This is a genomic window from Photobacterium sp. SKA34, assembly GCF_000153325.1.
Classification (GTDB): Bacteria; Pseudomonadota; Gammaproteobacteria; order Enterobacterales; family Vibrionaceae; genus Photobacterium.
Genome location: NZ_CH724141.1, coordinates 1,586,602 through 1,607,435 on the forward strand (window position 1 = coordinate 1,586,602; position 20,834 = coordinate 1,607,435).

At 36.6% G+C, this 20,834-nt stretch carries 23 protein-coding genes and 1 pseudogene; 13 read left to right on the forward strand and 11 right to left on the reverse strand.

The features are described 5' to 3' along the window. Positions 1 to 119: 119 nt before the first annotated feature. Positions 120 to 1,187 (reverse strand): HlyD family secretion protein, encoded by a 1,068-nt coding sequence (locus SKA34_RS08310; protein WP_006645068.1) that lies wholly within the window; start codon positions 1,185 to 1,187, stop codon positions 120 to 122. Positions 1,188 to 1,304: 117 nt separating this feature from the next. On the opposite strand from SKA34_RS08310, the gene SKA34_RS08315 reads away from it, so the two are divergent. After that, positions 1,305 to 2,168, forward strand: a complete 864-nt coding sequence (locus SKA34_RS08315) for a LysR family transcriptional regulator (RefSeq protein WP_006645069.1) — start codon at positions 1,305 to 1,307, stop codon at positions 2,166 to 2,168. A 29-nt stretch (positions 2,169 to 2,197) separates the two neighbouring features. On the opposite strand, the gene SKA34_RS08320 is transcribed toward SKA34_RS08315, so the two are convergent. The 7 genes from SKA34_RS08320 to SKA34_RS08350 form a co-directional block, all read right to left on the reverse strand. Next, entirely contained in the window at positions 2,198 to 2,950 is a 753-nt protein-coding gene (locus SKA34_RS08320; RefSeq protein WP_006645070.1) for an alpha/beta fold hydrolase, read from the reverse strand. Positions 2,951 to 2,958: 8 nt separating this feature from the next. Further along, entirely contained in the window at positions 2,959 to 4,044 is a 1,086-nt protein-coding gene (locus SKA34_RS08325; RefSeq protein ID WP_006645071.1) for a M14 family zinc carboxypeptidase, read from the reverse strand. Between the two features lie 110 nt (positions 4,045 to 4,154). Beyond that, positions 4,155 to 4,412, reverse strand: a complete 258-nt coding sequence (locus SKA34_RS08330; RefSeq protein ID WP_006645072.1) for a hypothetical protein — start codon at positions 4,410 to 4,412, stop codon at positions 4,155 to 4,157. Between the two features lie 142 nt (positions 4,413 to 4,554). Continuing rightward, positions 4,555 to 5,238, reverse strand: a complete 684-nt coding sequence (locus SKA34_RS08335; RefSeq protein ID WP_006645073.1) for a DUF4336 domain-containing protein — start codon at positions 5,236 to 5,238, stop codon at positions 4,555 to 4,557. 135 nt (positions 5,239 to 5,373) lie between these two features. Further along, on the reverse strand, positions 5,374 to 6,279 hold the full coding sequence (locus tag SKA34_RS08340; protein WP_006645074.1) for a DMT family transporter: 906 nt from the start codon (positions 6,277 to 6,279) through the stop codon (positions 5,374 to 5,376). Positions 6,280 to 6,586: 307 nt separating this feature from the next. After that, positions 6,587 to 7,888, reverse strand: a complete 1,302-nt coding sequence (locus tag SKA34_RS08345) for a sodium:proton antiporter (RefSeq protein ID WP_039859851.1) — start codon at positions 7,886 to 7,888, stop codon at positions 6,587 to 6,589. Between the two features lie 281 nt (positions 7,889 to 8,169). Then, positions 8,170 to 8,892 carry a glycerophosphodiester phosphodiesterase family protein gene (locus SKA34_RS08350; RefSeq protein ID WP_006645077.1) on the reverse strand — a complete coding sequence of 241 codons (723 nt, stop codon included), beginning with the start codon at positions 8,890 to 8,892 and terminating at the stop codon, positions 8,170 to 8,172. Positions 8,893 to 9,241: 349 nt separating this feature from the next. Here SKA34_RS08350 and SKA34_RS08355 point away from each other — a divergent pair, with 349 nt between their 5' ends. The 3 genes from SKA34_RS08355 (at position 9,242) to SKA34_RS08365 (ending at position 12,109) form a co-directional block, all read left to right on the forward strand. Next, positions 9,242 to 9,820, forward strand: a complete 579-nt coding sequence (locus tag SKA34_RS08355; protein WP_006645078.1) for a nucleoside triphosphate pyrophosphohydrolase family protein — start codon at positions 9,242 to 9,244, stop codon at positions 9,818 to 9,820. An 87-nt stretch (positions 9,821 to 9,907) separates the two neighbouring features. Further along, complete coding sequence (locus SKA34_RS08360; RefSeq protein WP_006645079.1) at positions 9,908 to 11,254, forward strand: MATE family efflux transporter; 1,347 nt, start codon at positions 9,908 to 9,910, stop codon at positions 11,252 to 11,254. A 36-nt stretch (positions 11,255 to 11,290) separates the two neighbouring features. After that, positions 11,291 to 12,109, forward strand: coding sequence for an alpha/beta fold hydrolase (locus tag SKA34_RS08365; protein WP_006645080.1), 819 nt, complete (start codon positions 11,291 to 11,293; stop codon positions 12,107 to 12,109). A gap of 91 nt (positions 12,110 to 12,200) precedes the next feature. Here the strand turns inward: SKA34_RS08365 and SKA34_RS08370 are convergent, their stop codons facing one another. Further along, positions 12,201 to 13,010 (reverse strand): alpha/beta fold hydrolase, encoded by an 810-nt coding sequence (locus SKA34_RS08370; RefSeq protein ID WP_006645081.1) that lies wholly within the window; start codon positions 13,008 to 13,010, stop codon positions 12,201 to 12,203. A 642-nt stretch (positions 13,011 to 13,652) separates the two neighbouring features. Here SKA34_RS08370 and SKA34_RS23585 point away from each other — a divergent pair. Beyond that, entirely contained in the window at positions 13,653 to 13,850 is a 198-nt protein-coding gene (locus tag SKA34_RS23585; protein WP_232284259.1) for a helix-hairpin-helix domain-containing protein, read from the forward strand. 86 nt (positions 13,851 to 13,936) lie between these two features. Here the strand turns inward: SKA34_RS23585 and SKA34_RS23590 are convergent, their stop codons facing one another. Continuing rightward, complete coding sequence (locus SKA34_RS23590; RefSeq protein WP_006645082.1) at positions 13,937 to 14,185, reverse strand: hypothetical protein; 249 nt, start codon at positions 14,183 to 14,185, stop codon at positions 13,937 to 13,939. Positions 14,186 to 14,320: 135 nt separating this feature from the next. After that, on the reverse strand, positions 14,321 to 15,040 hold the full coding sequence (locus SKA34_RS08375) for a nucleotidyltransferase family protein (protein ID WP_006645083.1): 720 nt from the start codon (positions 15,038 to 15,040) through the stop codon (positions 14,321 to 14,323). Positions 15,041 to 15,298: 258 nt separating this feature from the next. Between SKA34_RS08375 and cobU the strand changes: the two genes are divergently transcribed. The 8 genes and pseudogenes from cobU to SKA34_RS08415 all read left to right on the forward strand — a co-directional run. Continuing rightward, positions 15,299 to 15,853, forward strand: a complete 555-nt coding sequence (cobU, locus tag SKA34_RS08380; protein ID WP_006645084.1) for a bifunctional adenosylcobinamide kinase/adenosylcobinamide-phosphate guanylyltransferase — start codon at positions 15,299 to 15,301, stop codon at positions 15,851 to 15,853. Between the two features lie 16 nt (positions 15,854 to 15,869). Continuing rightward, on the forward strand, positions 15,870 to 16,496 hold the full coding sequence (locus SKA34_RS08385) for a histidine phosphatase family protein (protein ID WP_006645085.1): 627 nt from the start codon (positions 15,870 to 15,872) through the stop codon (positions 16,494 to 16,496). A gap of 35 nt (positions 16,497 to 16,531) precedes the next feature. Further along, entirely contained in the window at positions 16,532 to 17,998 is a 1,467-nt protein-coding gene (locus SKA34_RS08390) for a cobyric acid synthase (RefSeq protein WP_006645086.1), read from the forward strand. 794 nt (positions 17,999 to 18,792) lie between these two features. Continuing rightward, on the forward strand, positions 18,793 to 19,272 hold the full coding sequence (locus tag SKA34_RS08395) for a hypothetical protein (protein ID WP_006645087.1): 480 nt from the start codon (positions 18,793 to 18,795) through the stop codon (positions 19,270 to 19,272). Positions 19,273 to 19,591: 319 nt separating this feature from the next. Next, the gene (locus SKA34_RS08400; protein ID WP_006645088.1) at positions 19,592 to 19,819 is read left to right on the forward strand and encodes a phosphoglycerate mutase family protein; all 228 of its coding nucleotides are present in this window, start codon (positions 19,592 to 19,594) and stop codon (positions 19,817 to 19,819) included. A 65-nt stretch (positions 19,820 to 19,884) separates the two neighbouring features. After that, positions 19,885 to 20,205, forward strand: a complete 321-nt coding sequence (locus SKA34_RS08405; protein ID WP_004998436.1) for a hypothetical protein — start codon at positions 19,885 to 19,887, stop codon at positions 20,203 to 20,205. Beyond that, positions 20,202 to 20,555 carry an IS66 family insertion sequence element accessory protein TnpB gene (gene tnpB / locus SKA34_RS08410; protein WP_006643774.1) on the forward strand — a complete coding sequence of 118 codons (354 nt, stop codon included), beginning with the start codon at positions 20,202 to 20,204 and terminating at the stop codon, positions 20,553 to 20,555. Before SKA34_RS08405 ends, tnpB begins: the two co-directional genes overlap by 4 nt. Positions 20,556 to 20,614: 59 nt before the next feature. Further along, positions 20,615 to 20,834: pseudogene (locus SKA34_RS08415) on the forward strand (IS66 family transposase); the annotation flags it as partial.

Here is a 20,834-nt window from a genome sequence, read left to right on the forward strand (position 1 = left end):
AATCATACTAATAGCGAGCCCTAAAACACATCCAAACCAGATCCGCATTGTTTTCATTATTAGATCCTTTATTAAGCCAAAAGAAAGGGCGATCAACCATAATATTGATCGCTTTGCGGTTAGTAGATGTAGTGTAACCAACTAGCGATATGAATTTGAATGCTCGCTAAGGATTGCCATAACGAGCTGTTATCTGAATAAATAACAACAGTAGCACGTGATCCAATAAACAATTGATGTGGTAAAGGAGTGTCACTAGTTAAATTAACGCGAACACGCTGTGCGTCACGTACCCAGCGGTTATTAACCTCAACGGCACTTAATTGACCATTTGGTGTTTCTTGTGCTGCAGCGACACCAAAGTCTCGATTAGCGATATGGAAATTGAAAATTTGACCAGGTAAAGCATCGTAGGTGACGTAAGCAACAGAACCTTTATGAATTAATGCTGTAGACTTTTCACGATAATCAGCAGAAACCCACATAGAGCTGGTTGGAATAAAGGTAATCATTGGTTTGTTTGCTGTTGCCATTGTACCTACATCAACTTGCAGATTAGTAATGACACCATTAGTAGGTGCAATAATTTTAGTATGAGCTAAATCAAGTTCGGCTTGTTTTAATGCATTTTTTGCGGACATTACAGGTGTGCTTTCACTGACGTTATTACCTAATTTAGCTTTAACGGCTAACAGTTGATGCTGTGCAGCATGTAATGTCGATAATGCACTACGATCTTTCGCGAATGCTGAATCACGCATAGACGCAGACACTAATTTCTTTTTCGCCAGTGTATTAATACGGCCATATTCATTTCTTGCGTTGTCATAATTGGCTAGGCTGGTGGCAACATTTGCTTTTGCTGCCTCAACTTGTGCGAGCAAAGATTTTTCCTGCTCATAAGATTGTTGTAATGCCAATTTTGCTCGATCAACAGCAAGCTCATATTTAGATGGATCGATAGTAAATAACACTTCACCTTTTTTTACTTTCTGATTATTAGTGATCGAAACGGAGGTGATATTGCCAGAGATTTCGGAAGCAATTTGAACGACATAGCCACGAACACGGCTTTCAGTTGTAAGTGGAATATGCCTATCAGCAACAATGATATACCCCATAAAGAGTAAAAATAGGATGATTAATCCTTTCATCCAGCGACGGAATGTTGTGTCAGCATTTGCCATGATATGTCTCTTTTTATGGTGATCTTTGTCACATTATTATAAAGAGAGTGTATTTGATTAAATAGACTTATAAGCATTACACTTATGCTCTATTTTTAGGACAATGGTTGTGTGTTTATGAAAGCATCGTTAGATGATATTTATTTATTTATGTTGACGGTAAGACATGGTGGAATAAGTGTGGCTGCAAAAGCACATTCATTACAACGCTCTAAAATTAGCAGGAGAATACAACAACTTGAAAAAGATCTTGGTTGTCAGTTATTGATAAGAACAACACGACAAATTGAATTAACAGAAAATGGGCGATTGTTTTATCAATATATTAATCAACCATTAAGTGAAGTCGACCAAGCTGTTAATTTAGTTAAAAGTCAGCAATATGCATTTAGTGGCGTGCTTAAAATGGCGATTCCAGCAGCCTTTATTTCATCTTCTGTATTCCTTGAAATATTGGATCGATATACAGAACAATTTCCAGACGTAACATTAGATATTATTCATCGGTATGAAAGTATCGATTTAAAAAGAGAGAATATTGATTTACAGCTATTGCCAAACATTGTTGATGTGATTAACGAAAATTATGTTCAACAAACGTTACTGAGTTCAGCGAACCGTTTGTACTGTTCTCCTAAATATCTTGAGTCATACAGTTTACCAACGACGATGGAAGCGCTTTATCAACACCCGATTTTAACGAGCCGTTATAACTCAACGTTATTGCCAGAAAGAATGAATGTTCGTTTAGTTTCAGAAGATTTTGGTTTAATTAATCGCTTAACTGAATCAGGTAGAGGAATCGCTATACTGCCTGTCGTCTTATTTGAAGATAAGGTTGCCAGTGGCGATTTAATCCCAGTACTGCCAGATATCTTTGAAATAGATATTGTTATGACATTAGTGTATCCATCCCGACGTTTTATACCGGAAAAAACTCGAGCGATGATTGCATTACTTCGTGGGCAGTTTTCGAAGTAGTTAACCAGACAATGTAAGAATAAAAGGCATTAAAAGAAACGCTTAGCGTGCTCACAAACCCATAGTGCGTCATCAAGTGGTATATCGTGACCTGCTGTAGGATGAATATTAATAGGCAAATTCCAATATTGAGCTAAAGCGATACTGCATTGGTGATTTACGAGCTTATCTTGTTCGCTTGCAAGTAAACTGATTGGCTGAGTTAGCTTATTAGGTAGTACAAACTCACGACTAGCATTGAGTTGCTTTAACATGTTGTGGCATGAAATGGGATGCTGTTTTTTCCAGTTAGCCCAGCGATGAGATAAAGCAATGAGTTCATCGCTATCCCATTGTTTATTTGATGTTAAATGAATTATTTTTTCTTCTTGTTTTAAGTTTGGTAACCATAGAATGTGGAAAATATCGATATAGCGCTGCCAACGTAAACGTTGATGAAAAGGAGAAAGGCTTTGAGTGCTGGTATTAATCAATATTGCTTTACGAATATCATTTGGAAATAATGTCATCCACTTTAAAGCAATCATTCCTCCCATAGAAATTGCAATAATATCGGCTTGATGATCAGCTTCTAAAGCATGGAAATGTTGGTGGAGATCTTGAGCAATACCTTCAAGACTCGATGGTGTTTTTTCGTTATAACGAGCGCCATTGCCTGCAATATCAAGACAAACAATATTTGAGCGCGGAAAGTTAGATTTAAGGGTATGCTGAAAGTACCCCCAATGAAATTGGTCTCTAAATAATCCTCGCAACAAGATAATAGTATGTTTTCTATTCATATTTAGATTCACAAGTGTTTATTATTGTTTTTATACCAGAGTGATAATGCTTGTTGTTTGTAATGAGGATTATCCATGTGATTGAACCATGCTTGATAGTTTGTAGCTGCATTTATCATGAAATCCATCAGTACAATGTGTTTTTGTAATACTCGTTGTATGCGTTGAGGTTTCATGGGGTTGAAAATCCCCAAAGTATGTCTAATTTGAAGTGGATTTTTCTTTATCCATCGCCATGATCCCATTTCTAATGTTAGCGATAATATAGCTTGTTGTTGTCTTAAACACTGTAGGGTGATGTGATCCCATAAATCACCATGACAGAGATAGTGCAAAGCCTGAGGCTCAAAAATATAATTTTGATTAGGGTAAGTCGTCATAAATTTATGACGGAGGTGGTAAACATCACCAATATAAGGGAAGGCTTGTTGTGCACTATGGGCATAAGGAAACCAAATTCTATCTTTTAAACCAAAGCCAGAGTGACAATCTAAAGACAGTGTTACAGGTCGCGATTTTGTTAAGTCGATAACGTAACGGGTTAATGCTTCAGCTTCTAATTCCATTTGTTGGTTGTTGTTTCCTCTAAACCAAGGGATACGGCGAGATAAGCGATGCCCACCAATTAAAAAAGCGTTTTTTTCTTGACTGTTCAGAGGTGCATTTCGCATTAAATCAATATGATTACCATTTGAACGGTAATTTTTCGCCATCCCTACAGGGTTTACTAAAGGAATAAAAACGATTTGAATCCGCTGTAATAGATGATGTAGCGTGGTATCCCATGTGAGACGTTCGATAATCGTATGCAGATATGACAGCAGTACTTGGGTACCAATCCTTTCCAAACCATGAACACCACCTACAAATAGCATTAATGGCGCATTAGGATCAGATGTACCAAGATGAATCGCATAGAGTGGTAAGCTATTTTGATCGTGCTGAGGGAAAAGATCATTACAAGGGATGTGGGCTAATACGTCACAGTGAAATGGAACAGGGGATTGATGTTGATTCAACCTTTTAATTAACGTTTCAAGCTGTATCAATTCTGGTAATAACGTTGAAATAGAGGGAGTTTTAGCGTTTAGCAAAAGAGCCTCACAAACAAAGATAAAAAGGAACAATATCAATGTATGTTGACAGTTACATGTCAGGCTCTTTTTTGTGTTGAATGCTTATGCAGACTTTGCCATCGCTTGTTCTAAGCGACAATGAGTTTTTTAATCGCTATCGATTTTGGTCGGCTGATGGCATAACCTATTAACAATACAGGGAATAAAAAGATACTGTAGGTCATCGAAAGATGAATATCTTTAGGGACAAAATCTGTTACGCCTGTCAGGTAGTAAATAGCTCCTACAACTACAACCGCAAAGATAATCCCAAGCATTGCTAAGATAATCATACCGACAAAACCAAGGCCTAAAATGTCGCGAATATAAATTCTTATTGGATTCATAGTATGGTTCCGAATCAAACTTATCTGAAAAAGTGATAGGTATGGCAATATTAATCAGAACGCTATATGTTTTAGGTTAGATGCCTTTGTTGATACTGCTCACAATAACTGTGAGATAGACGAATAAGCAAGCATAATTCTGCTAAGCGTGGAATAACCAGTGGAAAGCGGTTGAGAATAACTGCTTGCCGTTTGTCTCAATAACTTTGCCTTTTGCAAAAATGATACGGTCAAAAGGCCAGGTTAAGATCTCTTGAATAGATTGACGTAATCTTAAACGGTCGGTAAAGCTGAGTCTTAAATAGAAAGGCATTGCAGGATGTATATAACAACCGTTTATAAGTCCATAACCAATACTCAGAGGGTGTTTCTTATCAATCATCCATGCTAGTAAATCACCCAAAATTAATGTTTTTGATAAAGGATCACAAAAGGCAATTTCTTCAAAACTGTCACTACCTTTAATTAAAGTTTGTAATAGTTGTCCTTGCCATAAAGTTGAGGTGTATTGGCGTAATACATCATCAAATGTTAGATCTCCGCGTTTTTGTTGTAACCCTGGAGCGGCAAAGAAATAGGCGTCTGGATAAGCAAGCCACCATTCTGATAAATAGTGATGGTAGTTTTTATTGGGAGTAACAACTGCGACTATTTCACCAAGTTGCTCTATGGTTGATTTCAATGCACTGTCGAGTTCAACAGGGGAGTGAATAAACAAACGTTCATCGTCTAATTTTATCACTGTCATTTTACAGCCAACAGCAATGCCATTAGTTTTCATGTCAAAATCTTGATACCACAGTCTATTTTTATAACATTCGATCATACCGCTTCCTGCGTACTAAATTGATAGATTATGTTGTAAAAGGCCATCCCTTGACCGTAAATACTGAAAAACCCCTTAAACAGATTAGCTTAAGGGGTCATTAAAATCTATCAATGTTTAACTTATAATTATGATTTAGATCGTTGTTCGTTTAAGTTTTTTTATAATGTTACTACCAAATAGGTTCACAAGAGCACCAGAAATAATAAGTATTCCACCGATATAAGTCCAAATTGACGGAACTTCATTAAAGATGATAAATCCAAGAATGATCGACAATACAATTTGTATATAAGAATATGCTGTTGCTTTACCTGCAGCTTGAGTTTGCATCGCCTTGGTTAATCCCACTTGACCTACTTGGGTAAATATACCCACAAAAATTAAGCAAATTGTTGTTGGTAAGTCAGGTACAACGAAGTTATCAGCAATTAATATAAGAGATAACGGTAAAGTAATGAGTGGAAAATAAAAAATGATTACTGAACTGTCTTCAGTATTACTAAGCTTTTTTACAATAATATATGAAATGGCACTAACAAAGGCACCGATTAAAGCGATCATGACACTGTATAACGGTAGGTGAGAAGCGCCTGTTGTTAGTGTTGTTGGATTTACAATGAAAAATAACCCCATGATACTTAGACCAATACACACCATGGTCGAAAGCTGAATACGTTCTTTTAAGAAGAAGACAGCTAGCAATGCAGTAAATACTGGATTGGTATATTGTAAAATAGTGGCCTCAGCTAGTGGTAAAGTCGTGACGGCATAGTAAACACAAGAAAGTCCAATTGTGCCCATAATCCCACGAACAACCAATAAAGGTTTGTTATTACCCCATACAGGTATACCTTTTCGTTTAATATCTAAATAACTAATAATCAGCGAGACAACGGCACGTGCAGCAACGATTTCAAAGACTGGAATACCTATTTGACTCACGTATTTAACGGTAGAAGACATTAGGGCAAAACCCAAGGCGGAAAAAAGCATAAAGCGTGCGCCTAACGGAATTAAACTCTCATTGCTGTTGGTCATTGATATATGTCTTATTTAAGGTGATTAAAATATCATAAAGGAAGCGTTTTTATTAACAATGGTTGACGGTAAATATTTCGTTAATTATTTATAGATAATGACAAATATAATACGCTCTCGAATCAGACGTCGCTCATAAAAAAAGAGATAAAAACACATGGTTATTTATCTCTTTTATATGATTTTTCTGTCTAGGTTGTTCCTATTTCTGCTTATAAAGCCCAATAAGACCGGCACAGAAGGCAGCAATTAAACCAACAAATGCAATAATAATGTGATGGTGATGGATCCAATACATTTTCTCTCCTTAGAATGGTTTATTATCAACCGCTTTTGCTTTCATAATCATTGAGGTAATCGTTGAACCTTGGATTAATATTGAGAATATCACAATGGCGTAAGTCATTAAGACTATGATTTCTTTAATACTTACATCAGGATGTGATGGTAAGTAAATATGTGTTGGAATTGCCATAGCCATAGCCATAGCCATAGCCATAGCAAGCGCCAAACCACCGCGTAAGCCACCCCAAGTTAGAATTTTAACAGATTCAGGGTTGTACTGACGGTAGCGTTTAAAGCCAACATAAGATAAACGAATACTTAGGTAACGACTTAATAATACTAGTGGAACCGCAATAATTACTGCGATGATATCAATACTGTGGAAGCTAAATGTAATCATCACAAAACCGATAAGAAGGAATAATACCGCATTTAGGATTTCATCAACTAACTCCCATAAGTGCGCCATTTGGTCAGCTGACTGTTCAGAAATATATTTACGAGTTATGTTGCCAATTAAGATACCTGAGACAACCATAGCGAGTGGTGCAGATACTTCTAAATGTTCACCTATTACGTAGCCACAAGTTGGAATTAACATAGTAAGGATCAAACGTAACATATTGTCGTTTGACCCTTTGATTAGATAGTGGAAAATTGAACCTAATACAGCACCAAAAGCTAAACCACCAAGAGCTTCACGGATGAAGAGCATAGCGGTTTCTGACACTGTCGGTGCTGTTTTACTGAAAGCAATTTCAAAAATAGTAACGAAAATAACCAAACCGATACCATCATTAAATAATGACTCCCCTTCGATTTGTGTTGAAATTCGTTGTGGTGCTTTTAACTTTTTGACAATTGCCAATACTGCAATTGGATCGGTTGGAGAGATCAGCGCACCAAATAGGCAGCAATAAATAAAGTTGAGTTCGATACCAATTAGGCTGAATATAAACCATATAGTAATACCGATAAAAAAAGTAGAAAATAGCGTTCCGACCAGTGCTAAAAAGGTTATCTCAAACTTTTGGTCTTTTAAATGGTCCAAGTCAATATTAAGTGCGCCAGCGAATAATAAGAATCCAAGTACGCCTTTTAATAAGAAGTCTTCAAATTTTATATGCTGAATAAGCTCTATTAAGGCATTTTCTTTTTCAACAGAAATGAAACCAAATTGAGTTAATGCTAATAAAATAAGTGAGATAGCAATAGACCAGCCTGTAATTGCTATCGTTGTTTGAAAACGTCCGAACTTATGGTTAAAAATTGAAATAAAGACCGCAATTGCCGCCATAATACATATAGTGTCATATACTGACATGAAGAGTTTGCTCCCAATCCTGTTTTATTCACTGACAATATTGATTCAGTCATTACTACTAATAATATATCGCGTTTTTAAATAGACATACTCTAGATAGGTTATTCATATTTTTTAATGTTAACTAAATATGTTGAAACATTTTATACATATGTATTGTGAATTAATTGCATTATTTTGGAATATAAAAAATCATAAATATTTCTTGAATTATAGTATTGCTTTGAAAAAGAGTACGAAAAGATAAGCGCTTGCAAATAAGCGCTTATACAGAAAAGACGTTAGTCGTTAAGTGCTGAAATTAGCAATGCAGGATCATCTGTGATGATTGTTGATACGCCCCATCGATTAAATTTTGCTACTTTTTTTGGGTCATTCATTGTCCAAATTTGCAGTACTTTACCCGCATGGATAATTTCTTTTGCAAGTTTTTCGTTGAGAAGATGATGATCGAGGTGGATACTGTATAGTTTCAATTTTTCATCTAATCGTTCAATATCAGGTACCCAATCTTCAATAATTAATCCTCGGCGTACTTCAGGCCATTGCTCTAAGCATTGATTAACCGCGTTATAAGAAAAACTCGATAAAATAAGACGTTCAGGATCAAAGCCATAATTTTTTATAGCTTCAATTGTTTTTGTAACTTGTAAGGTCACTTCTTCTTCGTAATGTACCTTGATTTCAAGGTTTAGATTAAGGCCATATTCATCACAAGCGGCGAGTAGTTCATGTAACGTAGGGATTGTTTCTCCTGCAAAATCTGGTGAAAACCAACTACCAGCATCAAGTTGTTTCAATTCCTGTAGCGTTTTATGGCGAACACTCCCTGAACCGTTCGTACATCGACGCACGCTTTTATCATGGATAATAACAGGAACTAAATCTTCACAAAGCTGAGTATCCGTCTCAATCCATTTTGCACCCGAATCAGCTGCGGCTTTTATGGAAATCAATGTATTTTCTGGTGCAACAGCGCGTGCACCACGGTGTCCTGCAATCATATGAGTGTCCAAAATAAATAACGTTGGGTTGTAAATTAACGAGCTGATTTTCATTTATTTTAATGAAGAATCAAGTATTAATATCGCAATATCATGATGTTATTTTGTTATATTTGTATCTATTAATTCAATGATTTTTTACTATAGTAATTAAGCAATAAGAGTTACGTAGCATATCGGTGGGATGGTGGTTTTAGCAACAAACGAAAACTGATTTCATAATTGGTTTTGTATCTAGTCTCTGATTAGATTAGTATTCTGTTCGTTGTCTGATTAAAAATATTCATCGTAACTATATACGTCGTATTTTTAATTACTAGGCCATTATAATTTGAGACAAGGAAAACGAATGAAACTGTCAGCGCTAGACCAACCTCTTTTTGATCACCTTTACCGCGATATTAGAGAGTTTCGTTCCACATTCGATCTTGATATCGAGTCACCTCAAACACTTGATGCTCAAGCCGACGCATTACATACATCACTTGCTGTTGAAGAAATGACAGAACTAGCAGAAGCGGATTCTTTAGTTGAGCAAGCCGATGCGATCGTTGATTCTGTATATGTATTAATGGGGCGCTTAGTTCACCTTGGTGATAAGCAGATAGAAGATAATATCGGCATTAGTTATTTGATTGATATTCTATTACAAATGTCAGCACGCTTAGGTATTGATTTTATGGCTTGCTGGAATGAAGTCCATTCTAGCAATATGAGTAAAGTGTGCCGTAATGCTGAAGAATATGCTGATACTGAAGCGTTTTATGCAAAGCAGGGCGTTGCACTGATGTCTAGCACCAAAGGTGATTATATTATTGCTAAGTGCGCTCAAGATATAGATCTTGAAGGAAAAATTATTCGTCAAGGTAAGGTACTAAAATCGGTTTATTATCGACCAGCTGATTTGGTTAAACTTGTTATCCGTTAACTGTTTAATTAGAAAAATTATCCTCGCTTATGCGGGGATTTTTTGTTTATACGTAATGACTATTTATATTAGTAAGACAAGTGATCTATGAAATTATCTTCTACTATTCGAACTTTAACTCAAGAACTATTTAAAATGACATGGCCGATGTTATTCGGTGTGTTATCGCTGATGAGTTTTCAACTTGTAGATAGTGCATTTATTGCTCAGCTTGGTGTGCTTCCATTAGCTGCTCAAGGCTTTACACTGCCAATGCAAATGGTGGTTATTGGTCTTCAAGTTGGTTTAGGTATCGCTACAACTGCACTGATTTCACGAGTGTTAGGAGCCAATGAAAATATAAGAGCGCAACAACTAGGTGGTTTAGTTGTGCTTGTTGGCGGTATTGGTATTGCTTTTCTTTGCGGTGTTATTTGGTCACTCCGTGATGTGATCATGCATTTGCTTGATGCGCCAACAAATGTGCTCCCCATCATTGAAACTTATTGGCCTGTTTGGCTAACGAGTGCATGGTGTGGATCGATGTTGTATTTTGCTTATAGCTTATGTCGAGCCAATGGTAATACTTTGTTACCGGGTACCATGATGATGGTAACAAGCTTATTGAATATTGTTTTAGACCCTTTGTTCATCTTTAAGTTTGGGCTGGGAATTAATGGTGCTGCTTGGGCAACGATAACCGCATTTATTATTGGTATGCTGGTGGTTTTTCCATTAGTGATGAAAAAAAACTGGTTAACCTTTCATTGGGCTGGCTTAAATATCGTTCAGTCGATTAAAGAGCTTGGGCATATCATGGCACCGGCTATGATGAGTCAATTATTGCCACCTGTATCTTCTATGTTAGCAACGAAATTAGTCGCAGGTTTTGGTGCTGCTACAGTCGGAGCTTGGGCATTGGGTTCGCGAATTGAATTTTTCTCTATCGTAGTCGTACTGGCTTTGACTATGTCGATGCCTCAGATGGTAGGAAAGCGGTTAGGTAAACGAGATATTCAAGGGATCAAAACCTTGATAAACATTGCCGTCTCTTTTGTTCTTGGATGGCAACTTATTATAGCAATCATCATTTTCTTACTGTCGTCACCATTAAGTTCATTATTGTCATCTGATGTGAAAATACAGGAAGTGCTATTAATGCATCTAACACGCGTTCCTATTAGTCTAGGTGCATTGGGTGTCTGTATGATTATGGTATCGATTTGTAATGCGCTAGCCATGCCGATGCGCGCATTATTTATTTCAGCTTTGCGCTTGTTTATCTGTTTCCTTCCGATTTTATGGATAGGATCGCAACTTGCTGGTCTTCCAGGGCTATTTACTGGGGCAATGATAGGTAATTTTGCAGCAGGGATTAGCGCATGGATTTTTTATCGAAAGGGACTTGCCTTGATCGATAAAAAATATCAATTTGAGGTAGATGCAGTAAGATAGCGTATGAATCACGTATAAATGATGACAAGGATATGCATGCAAAGTTATGTAATTGAAGAGCGTAAATTAACGTATTTAGATCAAGGCACAGGACCTGTACTCGTTTTGGGTCATAGCTATTTGTGGGACAGCAAAATGTGGCAACCACAAATAGAGGCATTGAGCCAGCATTATCGGTGTATTGTGCCTGAGTTATGGGCACATGGTCAGGCTGATATCGCACCTGAAAAAACACGTACGCTGCGTGATTACGCTGATGATGTTATTGCACTGCTTGATCACCTTAATATTGATAACTTTTCACTTATTGGTTTATCAGTGGGAGGGATGTGGGGAGCAGAGCTTGCCATAAAAGTACCTCAACGTGTGACAGCACTAGTATTAATGGATACCTTTTTAGGCTATGAGCCTGAAGTTTTACACGCCAAATACTTTGCAATGCTAAATACAATTATTGAGCATCAAGCTATTCCAGACGCCATTATTGATAGTGTCGTTCCTTTATTTTTCCGTCACCAAGCCGAACAATATACGCCAGAGCTTGTTGATGGCTTTAGACAATATTTAGCATCTCTGAAAGGCGATAAAGCAGTAGCAATTGCACAAGTAGGCAAGATGGTGTTTGGCCGTCGAGATACGTTTGACGATATCGCTCAACTTAAAGCACCCACATTGATTTTATCAGGTATGGAAGATAATCCGCGCCCACCTCTAGAAGCGCAGTTGATGCATGATGAGATCAAAGATAGCGAATACATACTGATCCCAGAGGCAGGACATATTAGTAACTTAGAACAACCTGAATTTGTTATAAAGCAACTTGAAGCTTTCTTAGCGAAGCACATTGCACGCTAATTAATAAGTAAAAAGAAATAATGGCATAACGTACACTTGAGGATCTAGAAAAGATTATTAAGTAGCGTTATGCCTTTTTAAGAATAAAATGCTAAGCCGTATAACTAGTTTTATGCTGTTTAATAAAATCGATGGAGTGTTGATTAAAATCATCCGGTCGTTCAACGTTGCAAACGTGCCCGCAATCTTTTAATTCAGTCAAAAAGCTAAACTTATGTCGTTGAACCATTTCTTTTACTGGCTTGATAAACATATAGTCATTTGCACCCATCAAATACAATGTCGGTATCGACAGTTCTTTTTCTTTAAAATACTTCATGATGGGATTTACTTCTGTTGCCAATTTAAACCATCGCTTAAATTCTTTTTGGCACAATTTTTTGGCTTCTCTGACGAATAAATGTCGAGATTCGCGTTGATTTTTTTGCGGCATAACAACATAGGCAAATAAGCGATATAGCCACATGTAAGGGATAATGTGCTTACACATATTACCTAGTTTCACTAAAATTTGAGAACGAGCATTTAAACGTGTTACCGCGCCACCCAAAATCATCGTTTTAACTCTGTCTGGTGCTATCTCTGCTAAGTTACGAATAATGATTGTGCCTAGAGATATTCCGACAAAATGTGCTGATTGAATCTTCAAGTGATTAAGTACATTAACAATATCTTTCGTCACACTTTTAAAGGTATATGGATTAGCGATCATATCTTTGAACATGTTATTGGATTTACCATGACCACGAAGATCGAGAAGCAACAAATTAAAGTGTTGCTTATACGCTTTAATCTGTTTGTACCAAATTGCTGAACTGCCACCGGCACCATGCACAAACACTACCCATTCATTACTGCTTGGGTGCGGGTAGGTTTTGTAAAAAAGCATGTTGTCTGTCATCAAAAGTCCTTCATACGCAAGAAGCGTGAATCATAGCATGGTGTTATTTATAAACTCACCTGACCACAAGATAGTTATCTTATAACTTAAGGTAGCCACTTAGTAATGAATAATTGTCATAATTCAAACAAGATCTCATAACTTAACACGCTATTGAACAGAAATTAAACAATATACTGCGCTCTCTTTGTAAATTAAGTTAATTACATAAAAAACAGATAGATAAGTCTATATTTTAAAGTGAATGAACGTGTTTGTTTATGATTAAAGTCTTAAGAAAGGAAAAAAACGCAGATTTAAACGCTATATGATGCTTTTTTATCTTTTACGTCAATCGTCTTAATTTACACAGGGTTATTGATAAAGGATTTTTCGTGCGTTTAAAAAAAATATTATTAACATTTACGTTTATTCTGCCATTTGCATCTCTGCTAGCCATCATCGATATCACTAGCTTATTAAAAAATGTGAAACTAAATATTTAAATATAAGGCAGATAAGCAGAAAAAATGGATTGTATTACCAAGGTAAAGAAGTCTACAAATAAAGAAGCAGATAAAGCAAAAAAGATGCAGTTAAAAATCAGTAACCGATAGTAAAAAGGCAACCACGACAACGTCAAAAACAGCAATTAAAAAGCAAATTAAAGCCGTTAATGTTAATACCGCCTCAACCTCAGAGCTTGCAGCATTACTACCTGGTATTGGTGAAGAAAAAGCGAAAGCGATTGTTGATTACAGTAAAAAGAATGGCAAATTCAAAAGCCGTAAAGATTTAGAAAAGGTAACAGGGCTTGGCGAGAAAAGCGTTGGTTCTATGAAAAAACACTTAAAATTCTAAAGTAGGTCTTTTCTATAAAGCTCTTAAACGCCCTAGACTATTTGTTGGTTGAAAGTCTTTAAGAGGTTTTATGAAAGAGAAATACATTAGTAAATAATTTCTTCATCTTCCTCATGGGGCATTAAATTAAGTACGCTTCGTTTAATAATGTGCGGCACAATAGCATAAATTGGCATACGCTTTAAACGGCCCCGAAAGCGTAATGATTTCACAGCAAAACGGTAATTAGAGTTTTGATGTTTAGGAAAAGTATTATTGATAACTTCAGTGAATCTTTCTTTATAAAGCCAGAAAATTGCACGCTGGTATTGTGATTGATTTAAAAATTGCTGCATGTTGCTAGGAATAGGTAAATCGAATAATTCATGACATAACGATAGTGCAAGATAAAGGCTGCTATCTTTTCCTATTTGCTGGTGAAGTTGAATTAAGTTATGCCAGAATAATTCCTGTTGACCAAAATGCTGAAATTATAAATTTAAGTCATATATATCACGTAAACCATGATGAAAATCAACCTGATTAAATAGCATGATAGCTTGATGAAGCACCATAGCATCAGGAGATAAAAGCGTGGCTGGTTGGGCAATAGTTGGAGATGTATGATGGTGAAGTAAAGGCGCTTCTTTTAATTTATGCGCCAGTGTTTTAGGTAATAAATGATAATGAATAGCTAGCTCAGTACGTCTTTCTTTATGAACTAAAGGAGTAGTTTGCTGAGACCATCGACAATAGAAAGTTTCCTCATAGTCGGTTATATGTTTATAGCGCCATCCATTATTTAACAATTGTTGTAAAACCGCATCAACAAATGACTTAGAAATTAATATCTCAATATTGTTTTTGATTCTACCTGCAAATGCTTCTATTTCAATAAGTTGAAATGCGCTACCGCGAATATAACGCCATGATGGTAATATACCGTTGAGATGCTTAGTTAACTCCTGATGTTCAAATTCTAATGATTGCTTTTGTTTTTCGTAACTATGAAAACCTGAAATTAGCTGTTGCTGGAAGAAAAGAGGAAGATCTTGCCAAATCTCATTACGTTCGCAGGTCTTTTTTAATTGCCCAAGCAAGGATAGATATCGAGCTTCAGTAATAATTTGGTAGAGAGATTTCGAATCTAAAGAAAGTAAAACCGTTGGAAGCCTTAAGACATCAATAAGTCGTACTTGTTGAGAAGTCATAATTCCTCCCTGATCGGTTGTTTAATTCATAGTCTAAGTATTAGCCCTTAATGATAAAAATCAAATATAGTCATAATGAAATCAGATTTTTATTGTCATTTAATTTTGAAACTAAGACATTTTTGACTTCTATTGCTGCCGTTTTAAGTTTAGTGACTGAAGATCTTTTTTATTCATGTTCAGAACTGTGAAATGCCACAATACAGTACGGAATTAATGAGTTAGCATTCTGTATTTTATATAGTTAATAGGTTTGCTATGCATGTACATTCGTTGTTGGGTACAGAACTAATCCTTGGTGGCGCACGTTCTGGTAAAAGCAGCTTAGCGGAACAACTCGCAGATCAATCCGGTTTGGTTGTGAAATTTGTAGCAACAGCAAGTGCTTGTGATAATGAAATGGCTGAACGTATTCTAAGACATCAACAGCAACGTCCTTCTCAGTGGGTGCTGATTGAAGAGCCTTATGATTTGGCAAATATTATTCGTGAACATAGTAATAACCAGACATGCTTACTGATTGATTGTTTAACGTTATGGTTAAATAACTATTTATTTCAGCCCATTGGTAACCAATCATGGAAACAGGCAAAAGCCGACTTTTTACAAGCGATTAGTGAAGCAGAAGGGCGTATCATTCTAGTTAGTAATGAAGTAGGGCAAGGAATAGTGCCGCTAGGTGAGGTTTCTCGCCGATTTGTTGATGAAAGTGGTTGGTTGCATCAAGAGATTGCGAAACAATCAGTACGGGTCATATTTGTAACTGCTGGTATACCACAAGTATTAAAAGGCCCGACACTAAGCGTTTTATAAAAAGGGTAAGGATCTAATGGCAAAGATAACCCAAATAGATATTCTAAGGCATGGTTTACCTGAAGGTGATAATTGCTTACGAGGCCACACTGATTTTGTCCTAACTGAACAAGGTTTTGAGCAAATGAAGACAGCCATCGAAAATCTAAAAGAACTTGATTGTGTTGTAAGCTCCTCATTACAACGTTGTTCATCATTTGCAGATTTTATAGCACAAAAATTCACGATTAATGCTTTGTATAGCGATAGTTGGCGAGAAATGGATTTTGGAGATTGGGATGGATTAAAACGTCAGCAGTTAGTTGAACAACTTGGTGATGATATTAACCATTATTGGCATGATCCATGGCATGTTTGTGAAGACGGAACAGCGCCGCATAATGGCGAAACGCTAGAGCAGTTTGATATTCGGATAAAGCGAGCTTGGCAAGACTTATTAACTCAGCATAAAGGACAAAAAATCCTATTGGTTACCCATTCTGGCGTTATGCGCCAGCTGTTACGTCTATTACTAGAAATGCCACGTAATACCACTTACCTTCATCGTATTCATTTACCTTATGCCGCCAGAATGCGTATTACTGTCTATCATGATGATCAACAAGATTGGCCTCAGCTACAATGGCCGCCATTTTGCGATTAATTGTAATATCTTTACAGGATTTAATAAAACCAAACATGGATAAAATAACGAAAACAACGCGAACATTAATGGTTCAAGGCACAACGTCAGATGCTGGAAAAAGTGTGCTTGTTGCAGGTATTTGTCGTGTACTTGCGCGTAAAGGTGTTCGTGTTGCGCCATTTAAATCACAAAATATGGCGCTTAACAGCGCTGTAACGAAAGATGGTGGCGAAATTGGTCGAGCACAAGCCGTACAAGCTTTCGCTTGTGGTATCGAGCCCACTGTTCATATGAATCCTGTGTTATTAAAACCCAATACGGATATTGGAGCCCAGGTTATCGTTCAGGGTAAGGCGTTGGAGCATATGGATGCGATTGGCTATAACAGCTATAAGAAAGTTGTTATGAAGCCTATATTAGAATCTTTCCAGCGGCTGACGAAAGAATATGATGCGATAATCATAGAAGGCGCTGGTAGTCCTGCTGAAATAAATCTGCGTGAAAATGATGTTGCCAACATGGGTTTTGCTGAAGAAGCGGATGTCCCCGTGATTATTGTTGCTGATATAGACAGAGGAGGGGTATTTGCGCATCTCTATGGCACATTAGCTCTGTTATCTGAATCTGAACAAGCGCGAGTGAAAGGCTTTGTTATAAATAGATTTAGAGGAGACATTAAATTATTAGAATCAGGGCTTGATTGGCTTGAGCAAAAAACAGGTAAACCGGTTATTGGTGTGTTGCCTTATCTGCATGGACTAATGTTAGAGGCTGAAGATGCCATTGACATTAAACAAATAGATGCAGAAGATAATTCTATTACGGTTGTAGTCCCTGTTTTTCAACGTATTAGTAATCATACTGACTTTGATCCGTTACGTATGCATCCACAAGTCGACCTTCAATTTATTGGTAAAGGACAAACGATCCCGCCTGCTGATTTAATCATCTTACCGGGCTCTAAAAGTGTACGCAGCGATTTAGATTATTTACGATCTCAAAATTGGGATAAACAGATACAGCGTCATTTACGTTTCGGTGGCAAAGTGATGGGAATATGTGGCGGTTATCAAATGCTTGGAAAGTCAATTTCAGATCCCAATGGTATTGAAGGGGAAAGTGGAAATACACAAGGTCTTGGGTATTTACCGATAACGACTGAAATCATGCAACATAAGCAACTTAAGCAAGTTTCTGGCTTCTTAACATTAACCGAGAATACTACCGTTGCTGTCACAGGCTATGAGATCCATGCGGGGGTTACTTCTGTTCAAATAGAGCAAGATGCGCCTATTAAACTCACCGATGGAGTGGATGGTGTGTTAGGTCTAGATGATCAAGTTTTAGGTACATACTTACATGGGATCTTTGAGCAGCAATCTGCATGCACTGAAATCTTAACTTGGGCTGGTTTAACGGACACTCGAACTTCCGATTTTCAACAAATGAAAGAAGATGGAATTAACATGATTGCAGATGCGGTAGAGCAGTATTTAGATTTAAATAAATTAGGCTTTTAGTTAGTCTAATACAACAGATAACTATCATATATATTATATTAAGATTAGTTGCTGTATTGTTGGAATAAACTGCTTATGTGAAATGTATCGTTAACTTATATTAAATAATGTACATGACTATAATATTAGACACGTACATTGTTTTTATATTATTTAAATAAAATCAATTAAAGTTAAAATATTAGCTGTCATAGCGCTTACTGGAAATATTGTAAAATTATAACATCAAATTGTGGCTTAACGATGGCGATGAATTGCTAATCCTACTGTATTGATAATTTATAACATAGGGCATCAGTAGAGAGATAAAGCTATCATTGAGTATTGACAATAAGTATCGCTGCAGAGAATTTAGTATTATATTTGTCAATATATTACTTGATTAAACATGAGGTTATGCAATTGAGAAATCTGAAAAGAATTCACAATTAAGTAAGTGATTTGATTGCTTAGTTGTTATTTTATGCGGTTAATATCTCATAAATTAAATTAAATTAAATGAAATTAAATTTAAATTGATTTTTTTGCGATAAGGGACAAGCTTAAGTTTGTAATAGCAATTTAAGCTAGAGTTTATGGTGATGTAAATCTCAATTTTATACTGTCCAGTGTCTGCTTATAATATTAATTACCTTGTCAGTTGGTAATTAAATAAAAGAAGTGTGTATAAAACTTCATGTTTAGCTTTAATGCCTTCAATGATTCTTTTGATGACGCATAACATTGCTGTTAAACTAATTCAAAAGGACGTTTCTTCTTTCTATTGAAGCTGTTATTGATGTTAAAGGAATAATATGAGTAAGCTGTTATGTATCGCATTTTTATTAATGATGATGTGTTCATTAAATGTGAAAGCAGAGGATTGGAACTCATCAAGTATTGACGGACATTACGTTTTATCTGCATTGATAACGCCACCAGAAATCAATGGCAAAAAGTTATTCTTTAAACTGTACAAAGCGAAGTATAACAATAATGGATTTGAGCGTTTTTTAAGTCAATGTAATATTCAAGGTCTTAATGGTACCGTATTTATGGTCATTAATGGCAAGAAAATTGAGATGGAAAAGTACTGTAAACGAAATGGAGATAATTTGAATTACTGGGCTTATACACCTAAAAAAAATGAAGATTTAACTTTTGTTGTATCTCAATTTAGAAATACAGAATTTGTAGATATAGAAAAAACATTTGTTAATATTTATAAGCAAAAAGATGATTTGTTTTTTCATATATCAACACAGCGTTTCAGTGATATCTGGATGAGTCGCTAAATATCGCTATGCTATATGTGAAGGAGAAGGTTTACTAATTACTCTCCCTTTATTTCACTTCTCCTTTTTCATACATCCAAGTTGCCTTAAGGTTTAGAAGTCAGTGTTGTAACATACCCTAAGGGAAAGTTGATTTGACCTTTATAAACGATGCTTTTAATTTCGATCAGTTAGACTTTTAATTAGTTTTGTATTTGTAAATTAAACCATTCTCACTTCATCTACTACCTTATTTTATGCCTTCAGGGTATTAAATTGGCATTCAACTTGTCGTAAGGTAATAAGTGGTGTAATTTCTTCTCATCGCAAGGGGAATACAATGTCAAAAAGCATTTATCTATTACGCCACGGTCAAACAACGTTTAACGCTCAACAACGCTTACAAGGACATTGTAACTCGGGCTTGACGGAATTAGGAAAAGAGCAAGCATCTATGATTGGTGCATCTATCAATCAAAAAATTGGTAATAAAAAGCATTGGGCTGTTTATTGCAGCCCACTCGGTAGAGCGATTGAAACAGCTAAAATAATCGTAAGCGTGCCATAAACACCGCATTCTAATCACTTTACTCGAAGAATAAGATCAAATCTCCAATCCAAAGGAGATTTAAAATGGCAACACGACGTACCAATCAAGAATGGCAGACTTTGTTTGAGTGCTATGAATCCAGCCAACTCACTCAACGTGCTTTTTGTGAACATCACGGATTAAGTCTTTCCACGTTTCATGCCAAACGCCAACAGTTAACACACCTTCAAACACCACAGACTAACGGCTTCGTCAAAGCAAACGTTGTAGAGCAGACAACACGTTACCATATGACGCAAATACCTACCGCGAATATGACACTTTTTGTCAACGACGTTGAGCTGAGTATTCCTCAAGGCACGCCCGCTGCCTACCTGGCAGAACTCATTGGAGCCTTGTCATGAAACATATGCTAAGTGCACCAGATATTTATCTGTATCGTGAGAGTGTCGATTTTAGAAAGTCCATCAATGGCCTCGCGGCGATTATCGAAAGTGACACCGATTTACCCTTGGGAAGCGGCGCACTATTCCTGTTTACCAATAAACAGCGCGACAAAATCAAAGTGTTGTACTGGGATAAAACAGGCTTTGCACTTTGGTATAAACGCCTTGAAAAAGCCAAGTATAAATGGCCGTCAAAAGAGAAAAATGACGTGTTTACCCTGACTCAATGCGAGCTTGATAGACTGCTTTCTGGCTTCACGATTATCAGCCATAAACCCGTTCAAATAAACGATTTTACAATGACTTAATCGATAATAAAGCTATATCCACCAAGCGTTAACGGCATGACTTTAGTATAATAAATGCCATGAAAAAGACGCCAAATATCAACCCAGAAAGCCAAGATGTTGCCGAGCTACAAGCGATGGTGAAAGAGTTGTTGGCGTTGCAAAAACACAGCGAATCTCAGTGGAAACAAGAGCGTCAATCTCTGCTTGAGCAACTCAAACTGGCTTTCGACCGCCAGTTCGCAAAACGCTCGGAGGCGTTAAAGCCCTACGATGAATCTCAAGGTGACCTCTTCAACG